The 23,108-nt window shown below is 73.7% G+C and carries 15 protein-coding genes; 10 read left to right on the forward strand and 5 right to left on the reverse strand.

Going from position 1 to position 23,108, the window contains the following annotated elements:
- Positions 1 to 2 precede the first annotated feature (2 nt).
- On the forward strand, positions 3 to 1,322 hold the full coding sequence (locus QJS33_RS04595; RefSeq protein ID WP_306366627.1) for an ABC transporter substrate-binding protein: 1,320 nt from the start codon (positions 3 to 5) through the stop codon (positions 1,320 to 1,322).
- Between the two features lie 106 nt (positions 1,323 to 1,428).
- Here the strand turns inward: QJS33_RS04595 and QJS33_RS04600 are convergent, their stop codons facing one another.
- Positions 1,429 to 2,262, reverse strand: a complete 834-nt coding sequence (locus QJS33_RS04600) for a dienelactone hydrolase family protein (protein WP_306366628.1) — start codon at positions 2,260 to 2,262, stop codon at positions 1,429 to 1,431.
- Between the two features lie 377 nt (positions 2,263 to 2,639).
- The gene (locus QJS33_RS04605; protein WP_306366582.1) at positions 2,640 to 4,007 is read right to left on the reverse strand and encodes a cytochrome P450; all 1,368 of its coding nucleotides are present in this window, start codon (positions 4,005 to 4,007) and stop codon (positions 2,640 to 2,642) included.
- Between the two features lie 469 nt (positions 4,008 to 4,476).
- Here QJS33_RS04605 and QJS33_RS04610 point away from each other — a divergent pair, with 469 nt between their 5' ends.
- From QJS33_RS04610 to QJS33_RS04630, 5 genes are all read left to right on the forward strand, one after another.
- Entirely contained in the window at positions 4,477 to 5,727 is a 1,251-nt protein-coding gene (locus QJS33_RS04610) for an SWIM zinc finger family protein (RefSeq protein WP_306366629.1), read from the forward strand.
- Entirely contained in the window at positions 5,724 to 7,280 is a 1,557-nt protein-coding gene (locus QJS33_RS04615; RefSeq protein WP_306366583.1) for a DUF5691 domain-containing protein, read from the forward strand. The genes QJS33_RS04610 and QJS33_RS04615 overlap by 4 nt, the downstream gene beginning before the upstream one ends.
- Positions 7,277 to 8,395 carry an AAA family ATPase gene (locus tag QJS33_RS04620; RefSeq protein ID WP_306366584.1) on the forward strand — a complete coding sequence of 373 codons (1,119 nt, stop codon included), beginning with the start codon at positions 7,277 to 7,279 and terminating at the stop codon, positions 8,393 to 8,395. Before QJS33_RS04615 ends, QJS33_RS04620 begins: the two co-directional genes overlap by 4 nt.
- Positions 8,395 to 10,719, forward strand: a complete 2,325-nt coding sequence (locus tag QJS33_RS04625) for a DUF5682 family protein (RefSeq protein ID WP_306366585.1) — start codon at positions 8,395 to 8,397, stop codon at positions 10,717 to 10,719. The genes QJS33_RS04620 and QJS33_RS04625 overlap by 1 nt, the downstream gene beginning before the upstream one ends.
- A gap of 98 nt (positions 10,720 to 10,817) precedes the next feature.
- On the forward strand, positions 10,818 to 11,888 hold the full coding sequence (locus QJS33_RS04630; protein ID WP_372339590.1) for a VWA domain-containing protein: 1,071 nt from the start codon (positions 10,818 to 10,820) through the stop codon (positions 11,886 to 11,888).
- Positions 11,889 to 12,104: 216 nt separating this feature from the next.
- Here the strand turns inward: QJS33_RS04630 and QJS33_RS04635 are convergent, their stop codons facing one another.
- A complete protein-coding gene (locus QJS33_RS04635; RefSeq protein WP_306366587.1) occupies positions 12,105 to 13,370 on the reverse strand; it encodes a hypothetical protein in 1,266 nt (421 codons plus the stop codon).
- 126 nt (positions 13,371 to 13,496) lie between these two features.
- Positions 13,497 to 14,000: a hypothetical protein gene (locus QJS33_RS04640; RefSeq protein WP_306366588.1), complete on the reverse strand. Its 504-nt coding sequence runs from the start codon at positions 13,998 to 14,000 to the stop codon at positions 13,497 to 13,499.
- A gap of 101 nt (positions 14,001 to 14,101) precedes the next feature.
- Here QJS33_RS04640 and QJS33_RS04645 point away from each other — a divergent pair, with 101 nt between their 5' ends.
- The 4 genes from QJS33_RS04645 (at position 14,102) to QJS33_RS04660 (ending at position 20,391) form a co-directional block, all read left to right on the forward strand.
- Positions 14,102 to 15,241 carry a hypothetical protein gene (locus tag QJS33_RS04645; protein WP_306366589.1) on the forward strand — a complete coding sequence of 380 codons (1,140 nt, stop codon included), beginning with the start codon at positions 14,102 to 14,104 and terminating at the stop codon, positions 15,239 to 15,241.
- A 79-nt stretch (positions 15,242 to 15,320) separates the two neighbouring features.
- Positions 15,321 to 16,298, forward strand: coding sequence for a hypothetical protein (locus QJS33_RS04650; protein WP_306366590.1), 978 nt, complete (start codon positions 15,321 to 15,323; stop codon positions 16,296 to 16,298).
- Positions 16,299 to 16,646: 348 nt separating this feature from the next.
- Positions 16,647 to 17,762 carry a sorbosone dehydrogenase family protein gene (locus tag QJS33_RS04655; protein ID WP_306366591.1) on the forward strand — a complete coding sequence of 372 codons (1,116 nt, stop codon included), beginning with the start codon at positions 16,647 to 16,649 and terminating at the stop codon, positions 17,760 to 17,762.
- A gap of 103 nt (positions 17,763 to 17,865) precedes the next feature.
- Positions 17,866 to 20,391 carry a hypothetical protein gene (locus QJS33_RS04660; RefSeq protein ID WP_306366592.1) on the forward strand — a complete coding sequence of 842 codons (2,526 nt, stop codon included), beginning with the start codon at positions 17,866 to 17,868 and terminating at the stop codon, positions 20,389 to 20,391.
- A 95-nt stretch (positions 20,392 to 20,486) separates the two neighbouring features.
- On the opposite strand, the gene QJS33_RS04665 is transcribed toward QJS33_RS04660, so the two are convergent.
- Complete coding sequence (locus QJS33_RS04665) at positions 20,487 to 23,075, reverse strand: glycoside hydrolase family 9 protein (protein WP_372339589.1); 2,589 nt, start codon at positions 23,073 to 23,075, stop codon at positions 20,487 to 20,489.
- Positions 23,076 to 23,108: the final 33 nt, after the last annotated feature.

The following is a 23,108-nucleotide window of genomic DNA, read 5'->3' on the forward strand; positions in this document are numbered from 1 at the left end:
CGATGAACACGGCGAGGCGAGGCGCTCTGGCGGCCTCCCTGGCCCTGGCCCTGGCCGCCACCGCCTGCACCGGGGCCGGCGAAGTGACCGACTCGGAGGGCCCGGACCTGTCCGTGTCCACCGGCGTCACCGACGACGCCATCGTCATCGGCACCCACCAGCCCCTCACCGGCCCCGCCGCGGCGGGCTACATGTCGATCTCCCGCGGTGCCGCCGCCGTCTTCGAGCACGTCAACGAGCAGGGCGGCATCCACGGCCGACAGATCGACTACCGGGTGGAGGACGACGGGTACGACCCCGCCAGGACCATCGACGTCACCCGGCAGCTGGTCATCGAGGACGAGATCTTCGCGATGTTCGGGGGCCTGGGCACGCCCACCCACGGCGGCGTCGTCGACTACCTCAACGACGAGGGCGTCCCCGACGTGTTCCCCGCCTCCGGGGCCCTGTCCTGGAACAACGCCGAGGAACACCCCCTGACGTACGGCTGGCAGGTGGACTACACCAAGGAGGCCAAGATCCAGGGGGAGTACATCGTCGAGAACTTCCCCGGCCAGAACGTCGGCTACCTGTTCCAGAACGACGACGTCGGCGAGGACTCCCAGGAGGGGCTGGACCAGTACCTCACCGACGAGGTCGTCACCCGCCAGCACTACGAGTCCGAGGTCCCGGACCTGAGCGCCCAGGTCGCCGAGCTGAAGCGCTCCGACGCCGAGGTCGTGGTCTGCTCCTGCATCCCGGCCTTCGTCGCACTGGCCATGCTGGAGGCGGCGAGCAGCGGCTACGAGCCCCAGTGGGTCGTCTCCAGCATCGGCGGTGACACCGCGACCCTCCAGGGCCTGCTGGCGACGTTCACCGAGGGGACCGACGCCGAGGAGGTGCCGGCGGACGCCTTCCTGGACGAACTGATCATCACCAGCTACATGCCCCGCGTCGAGGACCCCGACGACGAGTGGGCGGCGTACTTCATCGACATCTACGAGGAGTACGGCGAGGGCGACCCCATCACCAACACCCACATCTACGGTATGACCCAGGCCGTGATGTTCGCCCAGGTCCTGATGTCCGCCGGGCCCGACCTGACCCGGCAGGCGCTGATCGACGCACTGGAGGAGCAGGAGTGGCAGGGCCCCGGAGCGGTGCCGTTCTCCTCCTCCGGCGGCGACCACGGCGGCCACCAGGGCGCCTACATCGTCCAGTACCAGGAGGGCGGGAACATGGAGGTGCTCCAGGAGGCCCGGGTCACCGACCGCGACGGCGGCCCCATCGAGGAGGTCGACTTCACTCCGCTGTCCCCGGAGGAACTGGTCTTCCACGACTGACGGAACTCGCAGAGCGGCGAGCACGGGCCGAAGCGGAGGCCCGAAGAAGTGATAAGGGGCGGCGCCCCGGGGAGGATCCCCCGGGGCGCCGCCCCGTTCGCACCGGTCAGGAACCGTGCGGGCAGGAGTCGCGGTAGTCGGAGAAGTCGGAGCCGAACCCGGTCCGCGGCGGCGGGCACAGGAACTGCTCGTAGCGGGTGTCATCGTCGACGAACCGCTTCAGCCAGGAGATCGAGTAGCGGGCGATCACCGTGTTGGAGATGTTGGGGGCGAAGTGGCTCGCGCCGTCCAGCTCCAGGTAGGCCCGGTCCAGGGACGAGGGCAGGCTCTCGTAGAACGGGATGGAGTGGGTGCGGACCGAGGCGATGGTGTCGTTCTCGGCGCCGATGACGAGGGTGGGCACCTCGACGTCCGACCAGTTCTTCTGGAGGTGCCACGGGGTCAGCGGGATCGCCGCCTTCAGCTCGGGCCGGTCCTCGGCGATGGCGAGGGTGCCGCCGCCGCCCATGGAGTGCCCCATCACGGCCAGCCGGGAGCCGTCCACCCGGTCGGCGACCCGGCTGTCCTCGACGAGGTAGTCCAGGGCGGCGTCGATCTGGCGGCCGCGGCTGTCGGGCTGGTCGTAGCGGGTGATGGTGTCGATGGTGAACACCACGAAGCCCTGGGACGCGATGCGGTGCCCGTACCAGGACATGGAGGACTCGCTCGCGGTGTACCCGGGGGCGATCACCACACCGCCGAAGGTGCCCTCGCTGCGGTCGGTCGGGTAGTAGATGGTACCGCCGCCGAACCCGCTCACCAGGGAGGAGACGTTGTCGGTGTCGGTGTCGAACGGGCCGCGCAGGGCGGTGACGCTCTGCTCGGTGGGGGCCGGGCCGCGCTCGTAGGGGTTGTCGGCGTGGGCGGGCGCCGCGGTCCCGGCCGCCACGGCGGTGGCCATCAGGACGGCCGCGGCCGTGCGGGCGGCCCACGACCGCAGTCGTCGCGGAGCGGGCGCGGTCGTGATATCGGGGGAATCGGGGGAAAGGGTCGTCGTATGCACGTTCATGCCTTTTCTGCGGGAACCCGGGTCGGGGTGACCCGGGTCGGGGGGACACGCCTCGCCGGCGTGCTTAGAAAAGGGATCACGTCCCGATCGGGTGCGAATGTACCCTGTAATTCGGGCGATTTCCCGCTTTCACTATCGTGTCCATCCGGTGAACGCGCATCCGTTGGATCACGGGTCGTGTGTTTCGGATTACTCCGAAGCATTCGGTTGTTCGATGCGAAAGGCGGTGATCGGGGTGCAATCCGGGCGGGGGCCGGTTTCGGGGGCGCTCACCGGCGCAGTGACCACCACCAGGCGAACAGCCGCCCGAGCAGGTCGTCCGACTCCTCCCGCGGCGCCTCCTCGGCGTCCGGCCCGGGGGCCGGTTCCGGGTCCGCGGCCGGTCGCGGACCCGGCTCGCCCGGGGTGAACTCCACGGGCAGGACGGCCAGCCCGCGCACGAACGGGGACGGCACCCGGCGCAGCAGGACCGGATCCACCGCCGGGCGCAGTCCCGCCAGGCGCTCGTGCAGGGCGCTCACCCCGGTCGCGGCGATCAGGCGGGCCAGCTCGCGGGCCGGGCAGGCGTGCGGGCCGGCGCCGAACATCAGGTGCGCCCGCGCCCCGCTCACCACGCCGGTCTCCTCGCGGCCGCGGCGCACCGCCGGATCGCGGTGCGCCGGGTCGAAGCCGATGAGCAGTGCGTCCCCGGCCCGCACCTCGGCGGCGCCGATCCGCACGTCCTGGAGGGCGAACCGGGCGGGCAGCACCTGGAACGGCGTGTCCGTCCACATCACGTGGTCGAGCAGTTCCCGGACGGAGAGCCGGGCGTCGGCGTGCGCGGCTCGGATGCGCTCGTCGGTGAGCAGGGTGTGCATGGTGTTGCCGATGAGGTGGGTGGTGGGCAGGTGGCCCGCGCTGTTCATCAGCGCCGCCTGGTGCGCCACCTCGTGGTCGGTCAGCCCGTTGGCGTGTTCCAGCATCCACGACGCCAGGTCGTGCCCGGGTGCGCTGCGTTTGCGGGCGACCAGTCCCGCGAAGTACTGCTGGATGCGGACGACCGCGTCCTCGGCCCTGCGGGCGTCGTCTCCGAAGACGACCCCGGTGAGGTCGCCGAGCATGTGCCCGTAACCGTCGGGCAGTCCGTACAGCCGGTTGAGCACCAGGACCGGGAGCGGGTCGGCGAACCCGCCGATGAGGTCGGCCTCGCCGTCGGCGATGAACGCGTCGATGAGGCCGTCGGCGATCCGGCGCACGTCGCGGGCGGCGGCGGCCATGTCCACCCGGGACAGGGCGGACACGATCGGAGTGCGCAGCCGGGTGTGCTCGGCGTCGTCGGCGTACAGGACGTTGGGCCGCCAGGACAGGGTGGGCCGGGCCGCGGACAGGTCGACGCGGCCCTCGATCACCTCGCGCCATCTGCGGGTGTCGCGGGAGAACAGGTGCGGGCTCTGGAGGACCGTGAGGTTCTCGCGATAGCCCAGCAGGAGCCAGGCGCGGACCCCCGGCTCCAGTTCCACCGCGGCCACCGGGCCGTGGCGTTCGCGCAGCTCGTCCCAGAGGGAGTCGCGCCCGGTGTCGGGGGTGGGGCCGTAGAGGCGGGGAAGGTCGGCCGGGCGGCCGCAGGCGGCCTCCCCGTCGGAGGAACGGGTGGTCATCGGGTGCGCGGTGCCCGCGGAGGCAGGGGCCGCTTCCCTCCCTTCGGGAACGGGGTGTGCGTGCACGGGGCGGGGACACGCGAACGGCGCGCGGGCGCGGAACGGAGCGTCCGATGGCGGGAAGGGGCGGTGGCCGACGGCCTGAGCGTGCATTCTAGGAGCCGCGCGCGGCTTTTTTCAATGACTTCGAAAAAATGCGGACGGTGACTCGTTGCATTGTTTGATAAAAGGCGCATGAGGTGACTGAAGCGACCTTTCTCGCGAATGTCGCGAAAGGTCGCCGACGGGCCGTGCCCGGGGCAGCATGGCACACCCGGGCGACAATCCGGTGGGCCCCCTCCGAGGCGTTCTCCCGAGGCGCGTTTTGTCGGTGTCGACCCGTAGTGTTCTTGTTGTGAGCGACCGATGGAGTATCGACGACGTATGGGCCGTCGCCCCGGACGCCGCGTCCCGCAAAGCCGCCGTCAAGGTGGGCAAGGCGGCGTCGTGGCCGCAGCGGGGGGCGGTCGCCGCGTCCGCCGGCGGCACCTCCGCCGTGTGGGGCGAGTGCCAGGGCAGCGGTGCCAAGCCCTACCTGGCCGCGGTCCACCTGGACGGCGGCACCGGCCCCGCCTACAAGTGCAGCTGTCCCAGCCGCAAGATCCCCTGCAAACACGTCCTGGGACTGCTCGCCCTGTGGGCCCGGGGCGAGGTCGCCGACCGCGAGGACAAGCCCTCCTGGGTCGACTCCTGGCTCGACGGCCGGGCCGCCCGGCAGGCGCGCGCCGCGGACCCCGCCAAGGCCGCACCCGCCGACCCGGCCAGGGCGGCGGCCACCCTGCGCGCCCGCGAGGAGGCCGTCGCCGCCGGGCTGGCCGAGCTGCGCCTGTGGCTGCACGACCAGATCGACGCCGGGCTCGCCGAAGTCCCCAAACTCGGCTACGACCACTGGGACCGCATGGCCAAGCGGCTGACCGACGCCAAGGCGCGCGGCGCCTCGGGCTGGGTCTCCCGGCTGCCCTCCGTCGCCCGGCAGGAGAGCTGGCCCGAACGGGTGCTGGAGCACCTGGGCCTGCTCCACCTGCTCATCGACGGCTACGGGGCGGGCGACGCCCTGCCCGAGCGCACCCGCGGCGCGGTCCGCTCCCGGGTCGGCATCACCCTCAAGGCCGAGGAGGTGCGGGCGGGCGGCGAGAGCGTTCGCGACACCTGGCTGGTGCTGGGCCGACGCACCGTCCCCGGTGCCGAGGACGATATGACCGGCCTGCGCGTGTGGCTGCGCGGCACCGGAACCGGGCGCACCGCCCTGGCCCTCAGCTTCGGCCGCGCCGACCAGGTCCCCACCACCCCCTACCGGCTCGGCACCGCCGTGGAGGCCGACCTGTCCTTCTACCCCGACGGCCACCGGATCGTCCCGCTCCCGGGCACCGAGGCCCCCGGACCCGTCCCGCAGGGCACCACGGTCGCCGCCGCGCTCGACTCCCACGCCGCCGTCCTCGCCGAGGACCCGTGGCGGGAGACCTGGCCGGTGGTCCTCGCCGACGCGGTCCCCGCCCGGGACGACCGCTGGTACCTGGCCGACCCCGACGGCGACGCCCTGCCCCTGGCCGCCGGCACCCCCCGACGCCTGCTGGCGGTCACCGGCGGGCGCCCGGCCACGGTGGCCGCCGAGTGGTCGCCCGCCGAAGGACTCACCCCCATCACCGTGTGGGACCGGACCGGAAAGGCGATCCCCCTGTGACCACCTCCGACCCCACCCCCACCTCGTCTCCGGCACCCTCCCGGGCCGCCGACTCGTGGGACCTGCTGGTCTCCACCGCGCTCGTGGGCACCGCCCGCCGCGCGGTCCCCGAGACCCCCGACCTGCCCGCCACCGCCGGGACCGAGGGCGCGGCCGCCCTTCTCGACCGGGCCGCCCTGGCCACCGTGCGCCGCCTGGCCGGGTACACGCCCGCCCGGGTCGACCCGGTCGATCCCGACCCCGGGCCCGACCTGCCCGAGGTCGGGGAGCAGGCCGCCCGACGCCTCGAAGCGGTCCTGGCCGACCGCCCCGAACTCCTGCCCGAGTGGTTGGGACTGGTCGCCGCCGCAGGCCTGCGCGCCCCCGCCGAGCACCTGCCCGCCCTGCTGGACAGGGGCGCCCGCGACAGCTCCCTGCGCTCCGCCGTCGCCGCCGCCTGCGGCTCGCGCGGCCGCTGGCTGGCCCGGTTCGAGGCCGACTGGGAGTACCTGCTCACCGAGTCCGGCCCCGACGACGTCTTCGACGAGGACACCTGGCTGCACGGCACCGCGGGGGAACGCCGCCGCATGCTCGGCGCCCTGCGCGCCGCCGACCCCGCCCGGGGCCGCGAGCTGCTCGCCGGGGTGTGGCCGGACCTGCGCAAGGCCGAACTGCGCCGCCGCCTGCTGGAGGCGATGGAGACCGGCCTGGGCCCCGACGACGCCGACCTGCTGGAGACCGCCCTCGACGACAAGGGCGCCAACGTGCGCGGCCTGGCGCTGTCCCTGCTCACCCGGCTGCCGCACAGCGCCCACGCCGACCGGCTGCGCGCCCACGTGCGGGCCCACGCCGGGCCCGGCCCCAAGGGCACCGTCGTGACCACCCCCGTCGAACCCGGCGAGACCGGCCTGCTGCGCGACCTCGCCCTGGCCCGTCCCACCGGCCGGATCGGCCGCCGCGAACGCGCCGAATACCTGTGGACGCTGGTCACCCGCACACCGCTCGACGTGTGGACCGACCTGTTCGGCACCGATCCCACCGGGGTCCTGAAACGGGTCTCCCGCTCCGGCGACGACGAGCTGCACGACGCCCTGCTCAACGCCATCGGCGTCCAGGAGGACGCGGTGTGGGCCCGGGCCGCCCTGGGGCTGTTGAAGGGGCGGGTCACCGACCGCATGGTCACGGCCGCCCGCGGCCGCCGCTCCCTCCAGCTCGAACCGCTGCTGCGCGTCCTGCCCGCCGAGGAGCGCTGCGCCCTGGTGGAGCGCTCCTTCGGCCCCGGCACCGGCACCCGCGACGTGTGGTCCCTGCTCAACGCGGTTCCCGGCCCCTGGACCGCGAAGCTGGCGCACCAGGTCGTGAAGCGGCTCGGCGGCAAGGGCTGGGACCACGACCAGAGCGGCTACCGGTCCGTGTGCCTGCTCGTCGCCGAGCGCACGCCCCCCGAACTCGTCGACGACCTGCCGCGGGAGACCCCCGCCCCGGCCGCTGTCGGCGGCCCCGGCGACCACGCCTACCAGAGCCTGCTCGACACCCTTCGCTTCCGCCTCGACATGCACAAGGAGCTCGTGTGACCACCTCCTCCGCCCCCTCCATCTCCACCGACGCGGCGCAGGCACTGCGCCCGCACGCGGAGCAGACCTACGCCGCCGAACTGGAGGCGCTGGCCAAGGCGGACGACCGACGGCGCCCCCCGGGCTGGCAGCTCTCCCCCTGGGCGGTGACGCAGTACCTCCTGGGCGCCACCCTGGAGGACGGCACCGAGATCACGCCCAAGTACATCGGCGCCCGCCGCGTCGTCGAGGTCGCCGTCGCCACCCTGGCCACCGACCGCGCACTGCTGCTCATCGGCGTCCCCGGCACCGCCAAGACCTGGCTGTCGGAGCACCTGACCGCCGCGATCTCCGGCGACTCCACGCTCCTGGTCCAGGGCACCGCGGGCACCTCCGAGGAGGCCGTCCGGTACGGCTGGAACTACGCCCGGCTGCTCGCCGAGGGCCCCTCCAAGGAGGCGCTGGTGCCCAGCCCCGTGATGACCGCCATGGCGCGCGGCGCCATCGGCCGCATCGAGGAGCTCACCCGCATGCCCTCCGACGTACAGGACGGCCTCATCACCGTGCTGTCGGAGAAGGCGCTGCCGGTGCCCGAGCTGGGCATCGAGGTGCAGGCCCGGCGCGGGTTCAACATCATCGCCACCGCCAACGACCGCGACCGCGGCGTCAACGACCTGTCCAGCGCGCTGCGCCGCCGGTTCAACACCGTGGTGCTGCCGGTGCCCGACAGCGCCGAGGACGAGGTCCGCATCGTCACCCAGCGGGTGGAGCAGCTGGGCCGGTCGCTGGAGCTGCCCGACGTGCCCGCCGGGCTCGACGAGATCCGTCGGGTGGTCACCGTGTTCCGCGAGCTGCGGTCCGGGGTGACCGAGGACAACGGCACCAAGGTCAAGTCGCCGAGCGGGACGCTGAGCACCGCCGAGGCGATCTCGGTGCTCACCAACGGGATCGCACTGGCCGCGCACTTCGGCGACGGGGTGCTGCGCCCCGCCGACGTGGCCGCCGGCATCCAGGGCGCCGTGGTCCAGGACCGGGTGTCCGACGGCGTGGTCTGGCGCGAGTACCTGGAGACCGTGGTGCGCGGCCGGGACGGCTGGGGCGAGTTCTACCGCGCCTGCCGCGAGGTGGGCGCCTGATGGCACGACTGGACACGAGCGGTCTGCACGTCCTGGGCGTGCGGCACCACGGGCCGGGGTCGGCCCGCGCGGTCCGGGCGGCGCTGGCCGAGATCAAGCCGGACGCGGTCCTCATCGAGGGACCGCCGGAGGCGGACGCGCTGATCCCGCTGGTGGGGGAGCTGGAGCCGCCGGTGGCGCTGCTGGTGCACCTGGCGGACCCGCCCAAGGACGCGGCGGCCGCCGCTTCGGCGGCCGGGTGGGCGTTCTGGCCGTTCGCGGCGTTCTCCCCGGAGTGGGAGGCGCTGCGCTACGCCGCCGAGCACGGCGTCCCGGTGCGGTTCTGCGACCTGCCCGCCGCGCACACCCTGGCGGAGCGGCTCGCCGAGGCCGAGGCGCCGTCCCGGGACGGGGAGGCGCCGCCCGAGGGCGAGGAGACGGCCGGGGAGGGGACCACCGAGGACCCCGAGGCGGTCGGCCGCGACCGGCTGCGACTGGACCCCCTGGGCGTGCTCGCCGAGGCCGCCGGGTACGACGACGCCGAACGCTGGTGGGACGACGTCGTCGAACAGCGCCGCGACGGCGAACCCTCGCCGTTCCCCGCCATCGCCGACGCCATGGCCGCCGTCCGGGACGAGAGCGGGCCCGAGCAGGGCCGCGGCGCCCGCCGCGAGGCGTACATGCGCCAGGTGCTGCGGGCCACCCTCAAACAGGGGCACGAGCGGGTCGCCGTCGTCTGCGGCGCCTGGCACGCGCCCGCCCTGCGCGGCGTCGCCGACTTCCCCGTCAGCGCCGACACCGCACTGCTCAAGGGCCTGCCCAAGGTCAAGGTCAACGCCACCTGGGTGCCCTGGACCCACGGCCGCCTGGCCGCCGCCGGCGGCTACGGGGCCGGGGTCACCGCCCCCGGCTGGTACCACCACCTCTACACCGCCCCCGACCTGCCGATCCACCGGTGGCTCACCGAGGCCGCCCGGAAGCTGCGCGAGGAGGGGCACCACGTGTCCTCCTCGCACGTGATCGAGGGCGTGCGGCTCGCCGAGAGCCTCGCCGTCCTGCGCGGCCGCCCCCTGGCCGGGCTCGACGAGGTGTCCGAGGCGCTCACCGCGGTCCTGTGCGAGGGCGAACCCGTCCGCGCCGCCCTGGTGCACCGCACCATGGCGATCGGCGAGCGCATGGGCTCGGTGCCGCCCACCACGCCCATGGTCCCGCTCCAACGCGACGTCATCGCCGCCCAGAAGCGGCTGCGGCTCAAGGCCGAGCCGTTCGACCGCGACCTCGACCTCGACCTGCGCAAGGAGGGGCACCGCGAGCGCAGCGTCCTGCTGCACCGGTTGCGCATGCTCGACGTCCGCTGGGGCGACCCGCAGGAGACCTCCGGCGGCAAGGGCACCTTCCGGGAGTCCTGGCGCATCCGCTGGGAACCCGAACTGGACGTGGCGCTCATCGAGGCCAGCCGGTGGGGCACCACCGTCGCCGGGGCCGCCGCGGCCCGGGCCGCCGAGCGCGCCGCCGACGCCGACCTGCCCGAACTGACCGCCCTCACCGAACTGTGCCTGCTGGCGGACCTGGCCGACGCCCTGCCCGGCGTGCTGGCCCTGCTCACCGACCGGGCCGCCACCGACGGCGACGTCACCCACCTGATGGGGGCGCTGCCGCCGCTGGCCCGCTCCGCCCGGTACGGCGACGTGCGCGGCACCGACGCCGCGCACCTGCGCGCCGTCGCCGAGCAGATCCTGCGCCGCGTCTGCGTGGGTCTGCCCCCGGCCGTGCACGGCCTCGACGACGAGGCCGCCGCCCGGTTCGTCACCCACATCGACCACACGCACTCCGCCGCCACCCTGCTGGGCGGCGAGGCGCTCGCCGAATGGGAGGCGACCCTGGCCACCCTGGCCCGCCGGGAGACCCTGCCCGGCCGGATCTCCGGGCGCCTCAACCGGATGCTGTCCGACGCCGGCCACATCGACGCGCAGGAGCTGCGCCGCCGCCTGGGGCTGGCCATGTCCCAGGGCACCGAGCCCGCCGCGGCCGCGGCCTGGCTGGAGGGGTTCCTCCAGGGCAGCGGGCTCGTGCTGGTCCACGACGACCGGATGCTCGGCCTCATCGACACCTGGCTGCTGGGCCTGCCCGAGGAGCGGTTCACCGCTGTGCTGCCGCTGCTGCGCCGCACCTTCGGGGCGTTCGACGGCACCGAGCGGCGCGAGATCGGCGAGGCCGCGGGCCGGCTGGGCGGCGCCCGGCGGGTCGCGGCCCGCACACCGGTCACGGTGGACGCCGAGCGGGCCGCACCCGCCCTGGCCACCGCCCTGGCCATCCTCACCGACGGAAGGAAGCGCGCATCGTGAACGCCGCGGACACCATCGACGAACGCGAACGCCGCTGGCGGCTGGTGCTGGGCCGGGAGGCGCGCTGCCCCTCCGGGCTGGGCACCACCGACCAGGCCATGGACGCCGCGCTGGAGGCCCTCTACAACCGGGGCGACACCGCGGACTCCGGCGGTGGCGGCGGGCGCTCCGCGGGACTCGGCGGCTCCGCACCCCGGGTGGCCCGCTGGCTCGGCGACATCCGGGAGTACTTCCCCTCCACCGTCGTCCAGGTCATGCAGAAGGACGCCATGGAGCGGCTGGGCCTGCACCAGCTCCTCCTGGAGCCCGAGATGATGGAGGCCGTCGAACCCGACGTCCACCTCGTCGGCACCCTGCTGTCCCTCAACCGGGTGATGCCCGACCAGGCCCGGGAGTCCGCCCGCGCCCTGGTCCGCAAGGTGGTCGAGGACCTGGAGCGCCGGGTCGCGCAGAAGACGCGTTCGCTGGTGCAGGGCGCCATCGACCGCTCCGCCCGCACCCACCGGCCGCGCCGCGTCTCCGACATCGACTGGAACGCGACCATCCGCCGCAACCTCGCCCACTACCTGCCCGAACACGGCACGATCGTGCCGCAGACCCTCGTCGGGTACGGGCGGCGCAGCCAGGGCGTGCAGAAGGACGTGGTGCTGGCCATCGACCAGAGCGGGTCCATGGCGTCGTCGGTGGTGTACGCGAGCGTGTTCGGGGCGGTGCTGGCGTCGATGAGGACGCTGCGCACCTCACTGGTCGTGTTCGACACCGCGGTCGTGGACCTCACCGAGCAGCTCACCGACCCGGTGGAGGTGCTGTTCGGCACCCAGCTGGGCGGCGGCACGCACATCAACAAGGCGATCGCGTACTGCCAGGGGTTGATCGACCGGCCCGACGACTCGATCTTCGTGCTGATCAGCGACCTGTACGAGGGCGGTGTCCGGGCGGAGATGCTGCGCCGGGTCGCGTCCATGCAGGCGGCGGGGGTCCAGGTGGTGGTGCTGCTGGCGCTGTCCGACGAGGGCGCGCCGTTCTACGACCGCGAGAACGCGGCCGCGCTGGCGGAGATGGGCGTCCCCGCGTTCGCCTGCACCCCGGACGTGTTCCCGGAGCTGATGGCCGCCGCCATCCAGGGGCAGCCGCTCACGGCGTGGGTGGACAGGCAGAAGGACGCCTGACCGCACCCCGCGGACCTCCGCGACGCCCCCGGCCCCGAAGGAAAGGGTCCGAGGTCCCGGGGTGGGGCACCGGGACCCGGGGAAGGAATGCGTCCGGGAATCCGGGCGATCCGGGGGGCACGGGCTGTTCACCGGTGGGACACCACCGGAATACTCGATCCGGGCGGGCGGGGCTGTGGCGGTCTCCGCCCGCCCTCCCCTGTCCGGGGCCGTGCTTCAGGGAGGCGGGGGGCAGGTGTCGGCCAGGGAGGACACCGGGGTCAGGGTGACGGAGAACCGGGTCACCCGGGTGGTGCCCTCCTCGCGGTCCCACAGCAGGTCGACGTTGCCGGTGCCCGCGAAGTAGAGGACCGGGCGGTCGGTGGTGAGGGGCGGACCGATCCGGTTCACGGGGTTCTCCCCGGTCTCCTCCACGCACACGGCGGTCGGTTGGACCCCCACATGGTGCTGGGGGGCGGCGCCCTCCCGGTACAGGGAGATGTGCCGTTCCGCGGTCTCACGGTCCCGGTCCATGAGGGTCACGACCGCGGTGAGGCCGTAGACGGTCATCACCAGGACGACCATCAGGCCCGACCAGAATCGCCCGTACCCGTGAACGGTGACGTGGAAGTGGCGGAGGAATCCGAACGCGCCCAACGCGATGAGCAGGGCGAGGAGCACCAGCCACAGGGAGGAGAAGACGGCGATCACCCTGGAGGGCCCCGTTGTGTCGACTTCACCGGAACCGATGCCGAACGAGGCCAGGTAGGTCTCCTGGCCCAAGGACCCCAGGGCGATCGCCGTGGGCGCGGCCAGCACGGTCAGGACCAGCGGCAGCCAGGTGTCGACTCTGCCCTCGGGAATCCTGCGCACCGCATGCCACGTCCCGTACAGGCACACCAACCCCAGGAGGGCGATCACCAGTTGGCGGTTCTCCGCGCCCGGCGGGCGTCCGTCGAACAGCAGGTACAGCAGGTACAGTGCGCCCGCCACAACGATGAGCAGACCGAGCAGCATCCCGCCGTAGGACCGGGGACGCTCATCCACCGAGCGGTCGCGAGGGTCCGGCGGGCCGACGACCATGAGCGTCTCGCCCGCCTCGGGATTGCGTGCGGCGAACCCCGGAAGCAGCGAGCGCGCCTCGGCCAGACTCCGCGCCCTGATGTACCCGCGAATCCGCCACCACAGCAGGCCTCGTACCGGTGCGGCGATCCACTCCCTCTCAGGCATCCGGGTGCGGGGCATGACGGGATAGCGGCGGTAGGGGTCGGTGGCCGCGCGCAGCCGGGCCGCGAAGACGATCCGCGTGTGCACGCCTGCCTTGTCGCAGAAGTGGCGGAACTCCGACATGGCGGCGGCGACCACGCCGAACACCGAGCCGGACAGGGGGACGTGCACGTCGTAGCGGCCTTCGCCCAGGTCGACGAACGGCCACGGCCTGCTCCGCACCAGGGACAGGAAGCCGGGGACCTGGGCGGGCTCCACCTCCACGCCGATGCGCACGATGTGGTCGTAGTGGCGGGGAGGTCGCCCTCGGGCTCGGGGGGCCGCGGCTCCTCGGGCTCGGTCGCAGGGGGAGACGGCTTCCGGCATCGGCGGAAGAACATGGACCGGGGGGCCTTTCGGGGGTCAGCCGCCGTAGAGGTGGACGCGGTCGTCGACGTCCACGGCGGGGGCGGAGGTGTGCCAGGCGCGGTGACCGATGCGCAGGATCCAGTCGCTGTAGAGCCAGTCCGACTCGTGGGAGGCAGCGGTGAAGCGGAAGTTCGCCCGGTAGCGGCCGACCTCCCCGGGGCGCAGGGTGAACAGGGGGCGGGGCCAGCGCCGGGGGAAGGCCTCCGTCCCGCCGGGGGCGCGGGACACGGTCAGCAGGCCGCCGTGTTCGCTCAGGCGCAGGGACCAGGGGACCTCGGACCGGGAGACGTACCGCGCCTCCTCCCGGGCCGCGTAGTCCCACCGCTCCCACATCTCCACGTTGTGGAGGAGGACCGCGTGGTCCCGCTGCGGCTCGGGGAGGTCGGGCAGTGGGAAGACCTCGGGCAGTCCGCGGCGCAGGTCCGCGGACCGGGCGTCGCGGCCTGCCTTGGTCCACCACACGGAAACGCGCTGCACGGCGATCGGGGGAGTGCCCATGCCCCCATCATGCCCCGGGGACACGCGGATATCGGTTCTCTCGCACAGAGGAGTCGATTGATTACCTTTAGTGGCCAAAGTGTCTCGGAAAGCGGTGCGTCGTGTCCCCACGTTCTCTGTCCGCGGTGCGCGTCGCCGCCGGGGCGGCCGCGGCCGCGGTGCTGGCGGTCCTCGCCCCCGTCCTTCCGGCGGCGGCCGAGGAGGAGGCCTGCGCGCACGCCCGCGAGGACGGCACCTGCGCCCTGGTGCTGACCGGCGTCCCCGGGACGTCCGCGCTCCGGGCGGACGGGCCGTGGCTGGAGGTGCCCGGCCGGGACCCCGACTGCCGCACCGGGGACGGCGCGCCGGTCGAGGTGGTCCCCGGCGACGACGGCGTGTTCCACCTGGCCCCCGGAGCGGAGACCGTCCACTGCGACGTCACCGCGCTCGCGTGGGGCGAGGAGGCGGCCGAACGCCCCGGGGCCGAACCGGGCGGGACCGGCGGCGCCGCCCCGGACGAGCCCGCCGACCCGTCGGGGGCCCCAGGGGTCCCAGGGGATGGCGGGGGACCCGAGGACGTCGGACGGGCGGAGCCGACGGCCGTTCCCGGGCCCGCCGACCCGTCCGGGGCGGTGGAGACTCCAGGGACCGCCGGGGACGGCGGGGAGCCCGGGGTCGTGGCACAGGAGGAGCACGGCGGGGCTTCCGGAGACGCGGGCGGACAAGAGCCCCCCGCCGACCCGGCTCCCTCCGCTTCGCCGTCGTCGTCGCCGGCACCGGAGTGCCTCGGAGGAGCCGGGGGACACGACGACTCGCGAGAAGGACAGAGCTCCGCCGGGCGGAACGGCATCTGCGGGGGCACGCCCCTGGCGCAGTGGCCCGACCTGGGGGCCGCGGCCGAGCAGGCGGCGCAGCTCGCGTTCGCCGACCTCGCCGACCGGTTGGGCGTCTCCGTGTTCGACCTCGCCGAGTGGCTGGGCGTCGACGGGGTGCGCGGGCTGTCCCGGCGCACCGTCGACGAACTGGCGGCCATGCTCGGGATCACCCCGCGGGAACTGGTCGAGCGCGCGGAGGAGGAGGCCGCCGCGGAGCTGGCCGAGGAGGTGGCCGCCGCCCTCGTACCCGGGGGCGGGCTGCTCGGGAGGCCCGCCCGGCTGCCCGACACCGGCCCCCGGGCCGACGTCCTGGTGCACGCCGGTGTTCTGCTCACCACGGTCGGCGCCCTGATGCTGCTGTCGACACGCCGCCGCCTTCCGGCCTGAACCGGCCACCGCGACCGGGAACTCCGGATGGCCCCCGGGAGTCCCACACGTGGGCGCGACCGAGGGGAAAAGGGGCCTGGTGGACGGAACTCACGCGGGTGATCTGCTGGTCGGGGACGACGGCGGACCGGAGGAGGCCGGCGACCTCCTGGACGACGGCGGCGACACCGTCAGCGACGCCGACCGTTCGATGCTGGCCGAGCGTTCGCCGGACGCGACGGAGACGACCGTCCTGCTCCGGGACGAGCTGGGCCTGCCCACCGTCGGGGAGATCGGCGGCGACCTGTTGGGCGTGGACGCCGAGGCGGCCGCGCGCGACACCGGCCTGCCCGGCCGGGCGGTGGGGCTGCCCGCCCGGCCCGTGCCGGACACGGTCATCGACGAGGCGGACCACCCCGGGCTGGCGCTGCGCGCGGTGTCCCTGCGCGGCGACCGCAACCGCGCGCGGGGGCTGCCCCGGCAGGAGTCCTTCGGCCTGTACCCGCTGGAACACGCGGGGGAGTCGTTCGTCCTGGCCGTCACGGCCTGCGCGTTCCCCTCCGTCAGGGACGCCGACCGGGTCCGCCGGCTGCTGTGGCGCGGTGCGGCGGCCGAGATCGCCGGACTCGCCGCGCCGCTGCGCGACCCCGAGCACTTCCGGCAGCTGTGCGCGCAGCTCCTGGGCCGAGCCTTGGAGTACGAGCCCCCGGGCGCCCTGACGGCGGCGCTGCTGCGCCTGTCGCCCGAGGGGGAGACCACCGACTGCCTGCTGTTCGGGACCGACGTCGCGTCCGCCCGGCTGCTGCGCGGGGACGTGTGGGAACCGCTGCCCGCCACCCTGCCCGCCGACCCCGACGGGATCCACGTCAACGGCCACCGCATCGCCCCGGGGGAGGCGCTCCTGCTGTGCGGTTCCGGATTGTCGGGCCCGATGGCCGACGCCGGGATCGCCGACCGGCTGGCCGCCCAGTGGGGCTCGGGCCGGGTCCCGGGGCGGATGGAGTTCGCCTGGCAGCTGGACTTCCGCGCGGACGGCCACGACGACGACCGCACCGCCGTCTGCCTCTGGGGCCTGTGACCCGGTCGTCCACAGGCTGTGGAAAGTTCCCGCCCGCCCGGCCGGGTCGGCCGATTCGACCCGGGCTCATCCGTACCAGGTGAGGGGCTCCCATGCGGACCATCCGGCGGCGGCCCGACGTCCTGGCCGCCATCGAGTCCGGCACCGAGGCCGTCGGTTCACCCTGTCCTGCGATTGCCCGGCGGTGGAGGCCCTCATCGCCGACCTGGAGTCGCGGTCGGGATGGGAACGGCCGTCCCTGTCGGACTGGTCCTGCGGGGTGATGGTGCTGGTCCGCCGCCGACCCGGGGGAGCCGGTACCGGTCACGGGTACGGGTCGCCCCCGCCTCCCGGGGGTAGGGAGCGGGCATGGGATCCACAGTGCGCACGGGAGCGGCGGGGCGGGTCGCGGCCGCCGCCGCGGCGGCGGCCCTGGCGGCCGCCTGCGGGGCAGGCGGTGCGGCGGGCGGCGCGAGCCCGCGGGCCGAGGGCGCCTCGGGCACGGCCGAGGCGGTCGTGGCGGAGCCCCGGGTCCACGCCACCGGCCTGGAGGTCCCCTGGGGGATCGCCGTGCTGCCGGACGGCTCGATGCTGGTCACCGAGCGGGACTCCGGCGAGGTGGTCCGGGTGGCCGAGGACGGCACCACCGAGCCGGTGGGCTCCGTGGACGGTGTGTCCCCCGGCGGCGAGGGCGGGCTGCTGGGGCTGGCCGTCGACCCCGCCTTCCCCAACGAGCCCTACGTGTACGTCTACTTCACCTCCGCCTCCGACAACCGGATCGCTCGTCTGGAGTACGACCCGCAGGAGGGCCTGACCGGGCAGGAGACCCTGCTCGACGGCATCCCCGCGGCGGGCAACCACAACGGCGGCCGGATCGCGTTCGGCCCCGACGGCCTCCTGTACGTCGCCACCGGCGACGCCGGGGATCCGTCGCTGTCCCAGGACCGGGACTCCCTGGGCGGCAAGATCCTGCGGATCACCACGGCGGGCGAGGCCGCCGAGGACAACCCCTTCGGCAACCGCACCTACAGCTACGGGCACCGCAACGTCCAGGGTCTGGCCTGGGACACGGAGGGGCGGCTGTACGCCACGGAGTTCGGGCAGAACGAGTGGGACGAGGTCAACCTCATCGAGCCGGGCGGCAACTACGGCTGGCCCGAGGTGGAGGGCGAGGGCGGCGGAGGCGCGTTCGTCGACCCGCTGGTCACCTGGACCACGGACGAGGCCTCGCCGAGCGGGGCCGCGGTGGCGGACGGCTCCCTGTGGGTGGCCTCGCTGCGCGGCGCCCGGCTGTGGGAGGTCCCGCTCACCGGTGACGGCGGCGTCGGGGAGCCGACGGCGCACTTCACCGGGGATTACGGGCGGTTGCGCACGGTGGTGGTCACCTCCGAGGGCGACGCCCTGTGGCTGTCCACCAGCAACCGCGACGGCCGGGGCGATCCGGTCGAAGAGGACGATCGGCTGTTCCTGGTGCCCTTGGGGTGAGTCCTCGGTATCCCGGACACAGGTGACACGCGGGTCGGATCAATCCCGGTGTGCATCCTTCGCGCGATTACTCTAAGTAGTAATTAACTGCGGAGGGTGAGTTATGTCCGTGTTCCCCAGGAGTGCGCGACGGTCCGGGCCCAGGCGCGGACCACTGTCGACCGCCATCGCGCTGACCGCGGCCCTCGCGCTGGTCGCGGTGTCGTCCGGTGCGGCGTCGGCCCAGCCGACCGGCGCCACGGTCGTCGTGAACGTCGGAGGCGTCCGGCAGGGGGCATCCCCCGGCACGGTGGACGGTGTGCGCCTGGGTCTGTTCGAGGCGCAGGACGACGCGACACCGGTCGCCGAATGCACCTCCACGGGCGGCACCTGCACCTTCACCGTTCCCGGCGCCACGGGGCAGCGGTACCTGGTGAAGGAGGTCGGCGTCCCCGACGGCTGGTTCTCCAACCCCTCGCTGCGCACCGGCCAGGGCACCGGCGCCGAGTCACAGGACGACCCCTACGTCTTCCGGACCCCGCCCCTCGAACCGGGTGGGACCTACACCTCCGGAACCGACTTCATGAACGGTGACGACGACTCCGACCGGACCGCCTCCGGAGGACACTGGCAGCTCTCCCGGGACAACATCCCGCTCCCGCAGCAGTGCGGCCTGGACGTCGGGCTGCTGCTGGACACCTCCGGCTCCGTGACCGAGGAGATCGACGAACTCAAGCAGGCGGCCGACACCATCACGGACTCCCTGGTGGGGACCCCGTCGCGGATGGCGGTCTTCTCCTTCTCCACGTCGTCCCCGGCGACCCAGGGCGACAACCACCCCGACCTGGTACCCGTCGCCACCGCCGACCAGGCGGCCGGGTTCAAGGAGCTGTACCAGGACTGGGGTGCCGACGGCGGCACCAACTGGGACGTCGCCCTCGACACGGTGGCGTCCGCCGGCGCCCACTACGACCTCGTCCTGATGATCACGGACGGCAACCCCACCTTCTACCGGGACCAGCAGGGGCCGGGGAACTTCACCCGCTTCCGGGAGATGGAGGAGGCGGTCTTCTCCGCGAACCTGCTCAAGGAGGAGGGCTCCCGGCTGGTCACCGCCGGAGTGGGCGGCGGCATCGACGCGGAGACCGAGCTCAACCTGCGCGCGCTCACCGGGCCGACGGAGTTCGACGGGTCGAACATGCTGGAGGCCGATTACCTCCACAGCGACGACTTCGCCGCCGTCGGCGAGGCCATCCGTGAGATGGTCGACCAGATGTGCTCGGGCAGCCTGTCGGTGACCAAGATGATCGTCCCCCAGGAGAACGAGGGAGACGACCTCACCGGTGCGGTCCCGGCCGGGCCGGGCTGGACCTTCACCGCCGGGACCGAGACGGACGGGGTGACCGTCGCACCGGAGGAGGCGACGACCGCCGACAACGGCACCGGGACGGTGAACTTCGCCCTCACCTACCCGCCGGACACCGATTCCGCGGCCGTGGACGTCACCGAGCAGCAGCAGGACGGCTACCGGCTGGTGCCCCAGGGCGGTGAGACCGCCACCTGCCAGGCGCGCGACAACGGATCCGGTCGGGAGCACCGGCCCGTCGACACCGGCTCCCAGGACGCGGACGACCCCGCCTTCACGGTGACCGTGCCCGCCAACGCCGCGGTGCACTGCGTCATCTACAACCAGAAGGAGCCCGAGCCCGCGGCCGACCTCACCGTGGACAAGTCCTGGTGGATCGACGGGCTCGTCCACACCGACGGGGAGCAGCCCGACGGGTTCGAGGCCGCCCTGAGCCTGGCCGACGGCGACGGCCTCGCCCCGCAGGCCTGGGGCGAGACCCGGGGCGGGTACACGGTCGGCGGCACGGTCGCCGGGCAGGAGGTCATGACCGCACCGGAGAAGTGCTCCCTGGTGCTGGCCGAGGCCCGGTCCGAAGGGGAGGAGAGCCCCTTCGACGACCTCGAACCGGGAGCGGGGGGCACCTCGGAGGAGGAGTACCGGAAGGACTTCGAGTTCGCCCTGCCCGCGGAGCACAACCACTACACCGTGTACAACGCGTTCGCCTGCGACACCCGGCTGACGCTGGTCAAGAAGGTGGACAACACCGGCGGCGGCACGGCATCCCCGCAGGACTGGACGCTGACGGCGGCCGGCCCGAACGGCTCCATCAGCGGGGTCGCCGGTGACCCGGCGGTGACCGGGGCGGCGGTCGCACCCGGCGGTTACGAGCTGAACGAGGGAGCCGGGCCCGACGGGTACACGGCGGGCGAGTGGAGCTGCCACGCCAGGGGTTCGCACGAGGAACTGGCCGACATCGACGTGGTGGACATCGCCCTGGGCGACCACGTCACCTGCAAGGTGGTCAACACCTTCAAACCCGCGCCGGAACCCGGTCCGTCCCCGAGCCCGAGCCCGTCTCCGAGCCCGTCTCCGAGCCCCAGTGACGAGCCGAGCCCGAGCCCGTCGCCCAGCCCGAGCGAACCCGGCCCGCGGCCCCCGGCCCCGGACCAGACCCCGGACAAGGGCAGGCTGCCGGTCACCGGAACGTCCGTGTTCGGTGCCTTCGGCGCCGCCGCCCTGCTCATCGCGGCCGGGGTGATCTCCCTGTTCCTGGTCCGCAGGCGGGCACGGGCCGAAGGGTAGCCCGGGATGTGAGGACGGGGCCCCGCGCTCTCCTGCGGGACCCCGTCCTCTCCCGGCCGGCGGTGCGTTCGGGAGCACGCACCGCCGGGGAGGGATCAGCGGCAGACGCTCCCGTTGAGCGTGAAACGCTCGGGTGAGGCGTTCGGCCCGGGTCCGGACGACCCGATGAAACCGAAGGTCACCTCTTCGCCCGCGCCGATCCGGGCGTTCCAGTCCAGGGCGTGCGCGGTCACCGTGCGCCCGGACTGCGTCAGGTCGGTGCTCCAGTGGTCGCGCACCGTCTGGGAACCGGGGAAGGACCAGCCCAGGGTCCAGTCGGCCAGCGCCTCACCGCCGGTGTTGCGCACGACCACCTGGGTGTTGGACCCGCCGTCCCAGGTCCCGTGCACCCGGTAGTCCACCTCGCAGGAGGGTTCCGCGGGCGGTGCGGCGTCGCCCTGGTCTGCGACGAACGCCGACACCCAGGCCAGGGTCGAGTTCCAGTTGATCGTCAGCTCGTTGGTGGCCCACGAGTCGATGTCGTCGATGTGGCAGAGCTGGGGGGCGCACCCGACCAGGTTCGCCTGCGCGATCGGGTCCCAGGTCGCGGTGTCGGAGTTGGGCCCGCCGGACAGGGTGCCCGGCGGCGGGTTGGGCAGGGACGGGTCCAGTTGGTGCGCGTACCAGCGGCTGTGCTGGTTCTCCGTGTACACCGTCCCGTACCCGGTCACGTAGGAGCTGTTGAGGGCGTTGCGGCCCAGGAGGTAGTCCACACCCTCCAGGACGGTGTCCCGGAACCGGGTGTCGCCGTCGATGTCGTACGCGGTGGCGACCACCACCAGGTTGTTGAGGACCAGGTTGTTGGAGCCCCAGGCGAACACCCCGCTCCGGGGTGCGTAGGCCAGGCCGTAGGGGTGGGCGGCCACGGCGTCCGCGTACTGTTCGGCGCCCTCGACCACGGAGGCGCGCACCGCGTCCCGGTCGGGCAGGCCGCTGGGCACGGTGGCCAGCTGGAGGCGGCCCAGCGGTGCGGTCCACTTCCAGTCGAAGCCGTCGGCGGTGAACACGTCGGCGGTGTGCAGGTCCGACGACGTCACCGCCTCCTCGTACTCCGCGGCGCCGGTGGCCAGGTACAGCTCGGCGGCCGCCCAGTAGAACTCGTCGGCGACCTCGTCGTCGTTGTAGGGGCCGCCGCCCTCGCCGCCCGCCTCGGCGTAGCGGTCGGGGTGGGCCTGCGCGGCGTCCCAGGCGGTCTCGGCCGCCGCCAGGCAGGTGGCGGCGAACTCGGCGTCGTAGGGGGCGAACACCCGCGAGCACTGGGCGGCGGTCGCGGCCAGGTTGAGGGTGGCCGCGGTCGACGGCGCGTGCAGGTAGCGGGGCTGGGGGTCGGCGGCGGGCATCAGGGGCAGCCCGGTCCAGCGCTCGTCGTGGACCTTGTGGTGCGCCATCCCGGCGAGGTCCTCGCCTGCGGGCACCTGCATGGACAGCAGGAACTCCATCTCCCAGCGCGCCTCGTCGAGGACGTCGGGTACCCCGTTGCCGCGTTCGGGCACGGCCAGTGTGGAGTCGCCGACCCGCTCGGGGTCGCCGGTGGGCGCGGTGTGCGCACGTTCGTAGACGCTCATCAGCTGGTGCACGGAGATGCCGCCGTTGACCACGTACTTGCCGTGGTCCCCGGCGTCGTACCAGCCGCCGGAGACGTCGAGCGCGTAGTCGCAGGGGGTGCTCGGATGGCAGGTGACCTCGGTGTCGCCCTGGTTGGGGGCGACCCCGGCGTGCCCGGCCTCCCGCGCGTACCCGGGGGCGATCCCGTCGAGGATCTCGATCCCGCTGCGCTGGGTGTAGTAGAACTCCAGCGCGTCCGTCGCCAGGGCCCGGTAGGGGTCGGCGCCGATCCCGAAGGGGTGGCTCGTCTCCCCGTCGGCGGTCAGGGTGTAGCCCTCGCCGGGGGTGGTGACGTGCCCGAACCCGATGGTGTGCACGCTCTGCCCGGAGGTGTCGTCCGGGCCGTGGGGGACGGTGTCGCCCGTGGCGACGACGGTGCCGTCGGCGTCGGCCAGGCTCCAGGGCAGCGGGTCGGCGGCGTCGGTGACCACGGTGGCGTTCTTGGGCCCCTGCGGCAGGTACCCGACCTGGTTGACGCGCACGCGGGGGCCGGTGTCGGGTTCGTACCCGGGGGGTTCGGCCCCGCCGAGCAGGGAGACGTCGTCCAGGCACAGGGTCCAGGGGTCGGCGGAGCCGCCGACCTGGAAGGCGACCTGGGCGGCGTCGTGGTCGGCCCCGGCGGTGAAAACGTACTCGTGCGCGGCCATGTCCGGCGTGAGGACGGGGCGCTCGTCGAGCTCGGTGCGCCAGGGGTCGACCGCCTCCTGGACCAGGGCACGGACGGGGCGGTCGGCGGTTCCGGAGGCGGTGAAGGAGAAGGTGTAGGACTCGCCGGCGACGAGCGGTACGTCGTTCTGGCCGACGATGACCTCCCACGGGTCGGTGGTGCCGCCGGGCACCTCGACGCACAGGACCTCGTCCTCGGTGACGGTCAGCTCTATCTGGGAGGTGCCCCACCAGCCGGCGGTCCCGTCGGAGAAGTCGCCGTTGACGATCTGCTCGACGGGTTCGTCGTCGGCCAGGGCGGGGGCCGGGGCGGCCAGGGGGAGGGTCAGGAGGGCGGCGGTGCCCAGGACCGCGGGGGTTCTTCGTGGACTCAAAGGGGGGTCGTCCTTCCGGGCGGGCCGGGAACG

This window comes from Nocardiopsis sp. CC223A (genome assembly GCF_030766825.1).
Classification (GTDB): domain Bacteria; phylum Actinomycetota; class Actinomycetes; order Streptosporangiales; family Streptosporangiaceae; genus Nocardiopsis.